The sequence below is a fragment of the Serratia sp. CY47444 genome, assembly GCF_052168635.1.
Taxonomy (GTDB): Bacteria; Pseudomonadota; Gammaproteobacteria; order Enterobacterales; family Enterobacteriaceae; genus Serratia; species Serratia bockelmannii.
The window spans coordinates 34788-41464 of record NZ_JBJNMH010000027.1; the positions used below are offsets into that span (position 1 = coordinate 34788).

Below are 6677 nucleotides of genomic sequence, written 5' to 3' on the forward strand. Positions count from 1 at the left end.
TTCTTTCAAGCCGTTGCCAACGAGAGGTACACCATGAATCTTATCAGCATTCCCGCCTTCCAGGACAATTACATTTGGTTATTGGATGACCGGCTGGGGCGCTGCATTATCGTCGATCCGGGTGAAGCGCAGCCGGTACTCGAAGCGTTGCAGCGCCTGCAGCTGGCGCCGGCGGCGATCCTGCTGACCCACCATCATCACGATCACGTCGGCGGCGTGGCGCAAATCGTAGCGAAGTATCCCGGGCTGGCCGTCTATGGGCCGCAAGAAACCGCGGACAAAGGCGCCAACCACATCGTCCGCGACGGCGACACCTTTGACATCGATGGCCGCCAATACAGGACTATCGCCGTTCCCGGCCATACGTTGGGCCATGTGGCATTCTATAGTGCCCCTTATCTGTTCTGCGGCGACACCATTTTCTCCGCCGGCTGCGGCAGGCTGTTTGAAGGCACCGCCAAACAAATGTACGACTCATTTCAACAACTCGCGCAACTTCCCGATAACACCTTAATTTGCTGCGCGCATGAATATACTCTTTCTAATCTTAAGTTTGCGCGGGCTATTTTGCCGGAAGATCGAGAGATTGAAACATATCAACAACATGTTGAAGCGTTAAGGGCAAAAGGCCAAGCCAGTGTGCCGACCACGTTGCAATTAGAGCGCAAAATTAACCTGTTTTTACGTTGCCATGACGCTGATTTACAAAAGAAATTAGGCTTTAATTCACCACCAGAAAGCCTTCATTCAGTTTTTTCCGAATTACGCCTGCGGAAAGATAACTTCTAAGCTTTTAGTTGTGTTATTTGGCGAAGCAAAGTATTATTGCTCGTCTTTTAAGCAACTACATTGACACACACATGAAGGCTAAAGCGATATTTCTCGCCTCAGTCTTGCTAGTGGGTTGCCAGTCGTCCAGGCAGGACGCACCGGCGCCAGAACAGCATGCACAGAGTTTGTCTTCGGCTGGTCAAGATGGTGAAGCAGGAGAGTACACAGCAAATGGCCGAGCGAGCTCGGCGCGGTGGTTGGATAACAACAGTCCCGCCGCGCAACAGGACCTGTGGAACTTCATTAGCGACGAGCTGAAGATGGAGGTTCCGGAAAATTCCCGGATCCGTGATCAGAAAAGAAAGTACTTAAAAAGTAAGAGCTATCTCCACGATGTAACATTACGGGCAGAGCCGTACATGTACTGGATAGTCGGGCAGATTAAGAAACGTAATATGCCGATGGAACTGGTACTGCTACCCATAGTGGAGAGCGCTTTTGACCCACACGCCACGTCAAGTGCCAACGCCGCAGGGCTATGGCAAATCGTGCCGCAAACGGGTCGCAATTATGGTTTGAAAAACAATCAGTGGTATGACGGTCGACGCGATGTCGTCGCCTCGACAACCGCTGCGCTTAACATGATGCAGCGCTTGAACCGCATGTTTAACGGCGACTGGTTACTGACCGTAGCCGCCTATAACAGTGGTGAAGGCCGCGTGATGCAAGCGGTGAAGGCAAACAAACGCCAGGGTAAGCCAACCAATTTCTGGGCATTGTCGCTTCCGCGTGAAACGTCAATCTATGTCCCGAAAATGCTGGCGCTGAGCGACATCATCAAGAACAGCAAGAAGTACGGCGTGAAACTCCCGAAAACGGATGAAACCCGTGCGCTGGCGCGTATCGATGTCGGGCAGCAGATCCAGCTAACTCAGGCGGCTGAGATGGCGGGGCTTTCAGTCACCAAGATGAAAGCGTATAACCCAGGCTACAAAAAAGGCGTTACGGCACCCAACGGGCCCCATTACATCATGGTTCCCAAAGGGCATGCCGATCAGCTGAAAGACTCGCTGGCCGATGGCCAGATCGCCGTGACTCAGCCAACGACGCAGTTGGCGAAGAACAGCGGTTTGACCGGTGGCAGTTCGTATAAAGTGCGCTCAGGCGACACTTTATCGGGCATTGCCAAGCGGCTGAACGTTAAGACCAGCGATTTGCAGAGTTGGAACAACTTACGCGCCAAGAGCGCCATAAAAGTTGGGCAAACCCTGCAAGTGGCCAGCAATACTGGCAGTAACAGCAGTATCACCTACCAGGTTCGTAAAGGTGATTCGCTCGCCAGTATCGCACGTCGTCACGGCGTCGATATTAACGACGTGATGCGTTGGAATTCAACGCTCGCCAAAGGCAACCTGCAGCCAGGTCTGAAGCTGACCCTGTTTGTCGGCAACAAGCTAACGCCGGATACCTAAGTTTCCGGTACAAAAAAGCACCCTGCGGGGTGCTTTTTTATTACCTGCGATTCACCAGACGGGAGAGTCTTTTTCCGGGTGGAACTCCACCAACAACGGATTGTGATCCGACGCGCTGGTCACCAGCACCGACGCCTCCACCACTCCCAGATTGCGGTAAAATACGAAATCCAGTGGACGACCGAAGGCCTTGCGGCGGTGATCGTCGGTGAAGCTCACTTCGCGCAGCGCCATTTCGCCGGCGAAGTCATACAGCGCATTGATGCGCTTGCGGCTCCACGCGTTGAAATCCCCCGCCATAATCACCGGCCCCCGGTGACTGGCGATCTGTTCGCCTATCGGCCCCAACTGCTTGCTGTAGACGTCGACGCCCAGGCTAAAGTTCACCGCATGAATGTTCACCACCATCAACAGTTCGCCATTGTACAGCGGATAAACGGTGATCAGGGCCGACTTGGACAGCCGCAGCAGCGGCTCTCGCTCGCGCAGCGGGCAGCAGTAAACCGGATGAGCGGCCGCCAGCGTCATCACGCCGGAAGGATGCTGCGGCAGCACAAAGGCCGGAACCTGATCGGCCGCCAGATAGTTGGCGGTAGCGTAGCTCACCAGTTCCGGCGTGGTTTGCGCCTCTTGCAACAACACCAGCTGCGCGTCTTTGCCATGGTTTTTCAGCACCGAAAGCCAGTCGGCTCGCTGCTGTTTGAAAATATTCCACACCATAACGCGCAAGGCGCCGGTCGTCGGCAGCGCCGCCCCTGGCGGCAACGGCTGGTTAACGGCGCCAGGAAAGATTCGCTCAACTGGCTGACCTGCAACATACCTCATTGCATAAGTTCGTTTCGGCACGCGATTCGCCTATTACCCATTAACATGAAAACTGGCGATGAACACTCGCCAACGATGAATTGATTATACGCCTACCCCGCATAGAGGGCATGGCTTTTGCGGGCATCACCTTTTCAGTTATAGGGGCCACCTGCAGCGATTTCAATCTTCTGACGGTATAGCTGTGTAAAGACAGGGAGTAATAGGTGAAAAATGCGAAAAGGCCCGCAAAATGCGGGCCAGACAACAATGATTTTGTGTATCAAGCCGTTTGCAGCTGAGACTTTTTATCCAGGCGGCCGCTGAGGCTAACCAGCAACAGTGCAACTACCACGATCAGCGCGCCAATCCAGGGGGTCTGCGCCAGCCCCAGTGAGGCGACGGTCTGACCGCCAATCACCGAACCGAGCGCAATACCGATGTTGAACGCCGCGATATTGAGACCGGACGCCACATCCACCGCATTTGGCGTGTATTGCGCGGCTTTCTGCACCACATAGACCTGCAGCCCCGGCACGTTGCCGAAAGCGAACACACCCATCGCAATCACCGTCAGCAAAGCGGCAATACTGTGGCTGGCGGTAAACTGAAACACCAGTAACAAAACAGCCAGCGCGGCAAAGATAAAGCTCAACGCACGCACCGCCCCATGGCGATCGGCCAGCTTGCCCCCCCAGATGTTACCCACCGCCACCGCGACACCATAAGCCAACAGTATCCAGCTCACGGTCGGAGCAGAGAAGCCCGCCAGTTCCTGCATCATTGGCGCAAGGAAGGTAAAGGTCGTGAAGACCCCGCCGTATCCCAATGCGGTAATTGCGTAAATCAGCAGCAGACGAGGATGGGTCAGTACTTTCATCTGTTCCCGCACGCCGGCGCTGCCCTGGTTCTTGATATTGTTCGGCACCAGAATAATGCTGGCCACCGTAGCGACCGCGCCAATCAGAGAAACGGCCAGGAAGGTTTCACGCCAGCCAAACTGCTGGCCGATGAACGTCCCTAACGGTACGCCGGTCACCAGCGCCACCGTCAGGCCGCCAAACATGATGGCGATGGCGGAAGCCGCCTTCTCTTTCGCCACCAGGCTCGTCGCGATAGTGGAGCCGATAGAGAAGAACACGCCGTGCGCCAGGCCGGTCAACAACCGGGCAATCACCAGCGATTCATAGCTGGGTGATTGCCAGGCCAGCAGGTTACCGAGAGTGAACAGCACCATCAGGCCAACCAGCAGCAGCTTGCGCGGTATACGGCTGGTCAGGGCCGTCAGCACCGGCGCGCCAATGGCCACGCCGAGGGCATAGATAGTCACCAGCAATCCAGCGGACGGTACGGTCACCCCAATCTGCTCCGCGATAGTCGGGATCAACCCAACAATCACGAACTCGGTCGTGCCGATAGCAAAAGCGCTGATGGTTAAGGCAAGTAATGCGAGTGGCATTTTTTACTCCGAAATAGCATTCAAGTTGATGACGGCTATTATCTGCCTATGCTTAAATGATAAAAATGCTCAAAATTTCAAATTAACTTTGCTATAGGAGCAAAAATGAAAGCAAACTCAGACGAGCTGATCACCTTTGTCACCGTAGTGGAAAGCGGCAGTTTCAGCCGGGCGGCCGAACGCCTGGAACAAGCGAACTCCGTAGTCAGCCGAACGGTAAAAAAACTGGAAAGCAAACTGGGCGTGACGTTGCTTAACCGCACCACGCGCCAAATCAGCCTGACTCAGGAAGGAGAGAATTACTTTCGCCAGGTGCAGAAGGTACTGAACGACATGGCCGCGGCGGAAAATGCGCTGATGGAAAGCCGCCAGCGTCCGCAAGGTCTGCTGCGCGTCGACGCGGCAACGCCGGTGGTGCTGCACATGCTGACGCCTTTAGTGGCGGAGTTCCGCGAACGTTATCCTGAAATGTCGTTATCGTTGGTGTCTTCGGAAAACTTTATCAACTTGATCGAGCGAAAAGTGGATATCGCAATCCGCGTAGGCGAACTGACCGATTCCACACTGAAAGCGCGCAAACTGATGACCAGCTACCGGCATGTGCTCGCCTCTCCCGCCTATCTGGCTCAACACGGCACGCCGCTAACGGTAGAAGATCTTGAACATCACTGCTGCATCGGCTTCAACGACCTTCCCAGCTTGAACCGCTGGCCACTGGCTTGCTCAGATGGCAGCCAGTTGGAAATCACCCCAGGCTTGACGACCAATAGCGGAGAAACCCAGCGCCATCTCTGTCTGCATGGCAACGGTATCGCCTGCCTGTCGGACTTTATGAGCGACGAAGATATCAAACGTGGAGATTTGGTCCCGATTCTGGTGGAAGCGACACTGCCGGTCGCCATGCCGATCAACGCGGTTTATTACAGCGACAGCGCCGTCAGCAACCGTCTGCGCAGCTTTATTGATTTTGTGAGTGAATACCTGAAACGATAAAAAAGGCGCCCCGATGGACGCCTTATGCTGACTACTGCAAGGAATGATTAATCCCAGTTTGGCGCCAGACCTTCTGGGCTAACCAGACGGCCGTTGCACTCCAGTGCGGCAATCTGCGCCATATCTTCGTCGGTCAGCGTCAGTTGCTGCGCCAACAGGTTGCTCGCCAGGTTTTCACGCTTGGTCGAAGAAGGAATAACCGCATAACCCAGCTTCAATGCCCAAGCCAGGACAACCTGTGCTGGGGTCGCATTGTGACGAGCAGCAATGCTTTTGATCGTTTCGTCCTGCAGCGCTTTGCCGTAGGCCAACGTCATGTAAGAGGTAATGGCGATGCCGTGCTGCTGCGCAAATTCTACCACCTTGCGGTTCTGCAAGAACGGTGACAGCTCGATTTGGTTGGTGGCGATTTCATCGGCGCCAATCGCGTCAATCGCTTGCTGCATCAAGTCGATGGTGAAGTTAGATACGCCGATTTGGCGGGTCAGCCCCAGCTTTTTCGCTTCCAGCAGCTCAGCCATAAATTCGGCAACCGGCACTTCGTCGTTGGGTGACGGCCAGTGGATCAGCGTCAGATCAACGTAGGACGTTTGCAGTTTTTTCAGGCTTTCTTGCAGGCTTGGGATCAGTGCGCCTTTCGCCAGGTTCGCGATCCAAATCTTGGTGGTGATGAACAGGTCTTCACGTTTCACGCCGCTGGCAGCGATAGCCTGGCCAACAGCCGCTTCGTTTTCATAGATCTGTGCAGTATCAATAGTGCGATAGCCCAGCTCGAGTGCGGTGCTGACAGAATCGATAACAACCTGATCCTGAAGGCGGAAAGTACCTAAACCAAATGCAGGGATGCTCATAATGTTTTCTCTCATTAATGGGTAGATGTGGTATGAGGAAGATTATGGCAACTTTTTTATTGATCAAAAACGCCTGGTTCGGCATAAGACTTTTGATCTAAAGGCAACAATATGGGGAGTAAGGCGGTAAGGAAGGACAATTCCGGCCTGAAAATCGCAAAATATAGATATGAAAAAGCCCTGAGTCAGAGACTCAGGGCTTATCAATTAAGTGGCGGAACGGACGGGGCTCGAACCCGCGACCCCCTGCGTGACAGGCAGGTATTCTAACCAACTGAACTACCGCTCCACCGATTCTTTTACGTTGCATCTCTCGATGCCGGCAAA

General features: G+C 54.2%; 6 protein-coding genes and 1 tRNA gene. 3 read left to right on the forward strand and 4 right to left on the reverse strand.

Going from position 1 to position 6677, the window contains the following annotated elements; genetic code table 11:
• Nucleotides 1-33 precede the first annotated feature (33 nt).
• Entirely contained in the window at nt 34-789 is a 756-nt protein-coding gene (gene gloB, locus ACJ8IL_RS23375; RefSeq protein WP_442516879.1) for a hydroxyacylglutathione hydrolase, read from the forward strand.
• Between the two features lie 71 nt (nt 790-860).
• Nucleotides 861-2243, forward strand: a complete 1383-nt coding sequence (gene mltD, locus ACJ8IL_RS23380; protein ID WP_149570308.1) for a murein transglycosylase D — start codon at nt 861-863, stop codon at nt 2241-2243.
• A 51-nt stretch (nt 2244-2294) separates the two neighbouring features.
• On the opposite strand, the gene ACJ8IL_RS23385 is transcribed toward mltD, so the two are convergent.
• Entirely contained in the window at nt 2295-3089 is a 795-nt protein-coding gene (locus ACJ8IL_RS23385) for an endonuclease/exonuclease/phosphatase family protein (RefSeq protein ID WP_025160092.1), read from the reverse strand.
• A 241-nt stretch (nt 3090-3330) separates the two neighbouring features.
• Nucleotides 3331-4506 (reverse strand): MFS transporter, encoded by a 1176-nt coding sequence (locus ACJ8IL_RS23390; RefSeq protein ID WP_025301649.1) that lies wholly within the window; start codon nt 4504-4506, stop codon nt 3331-3333.
• A 105-nt stretch (nt 4507-4611) separates the two neighbouring features.
• Between ACJ8IL_RS23390 and yafC the strand changes: the two genes are divergently transcribed.
• Nucleotides 4612-5499 (forward strand): DNA-binding transcriptional regulator YafC, encoded by an 888-nt coding sequence (gene yafC, locus ACJ8IL_RS23395; protein WP_025301648.1) that lies wholly within the window; start codon nt 4612-4614, stop codon nt 5497-5499.
• A 47-nt stretch (nt 5500-5546) separates the two neighbouring features.
• Here yafC and dkgB read toward each other — a convergent pair whose 3' ends face one another.
• Nucleotides 5547-6350 (reverse strand): 2,5-didehydrogluconate reductase DkgB, encoded by an 804-nt coding sequence (gene dkgB, locus ACJ8IL_RS23400; RefSeq protein ID WP_016929009.1) that lies wholly within the window; start codon nt 6348-6350, stop codon nt 5547-5549.
• A gap of 212 nt (nt 6351-6562) precedes the next feature.
• Nucleotides 6563-6639, reverse strand: a tRNA-Asp gene (locus tag ACJ8IL_RS23405).
• Nucleotides 6640-6677: the final 38 nt, after the last annotated feature.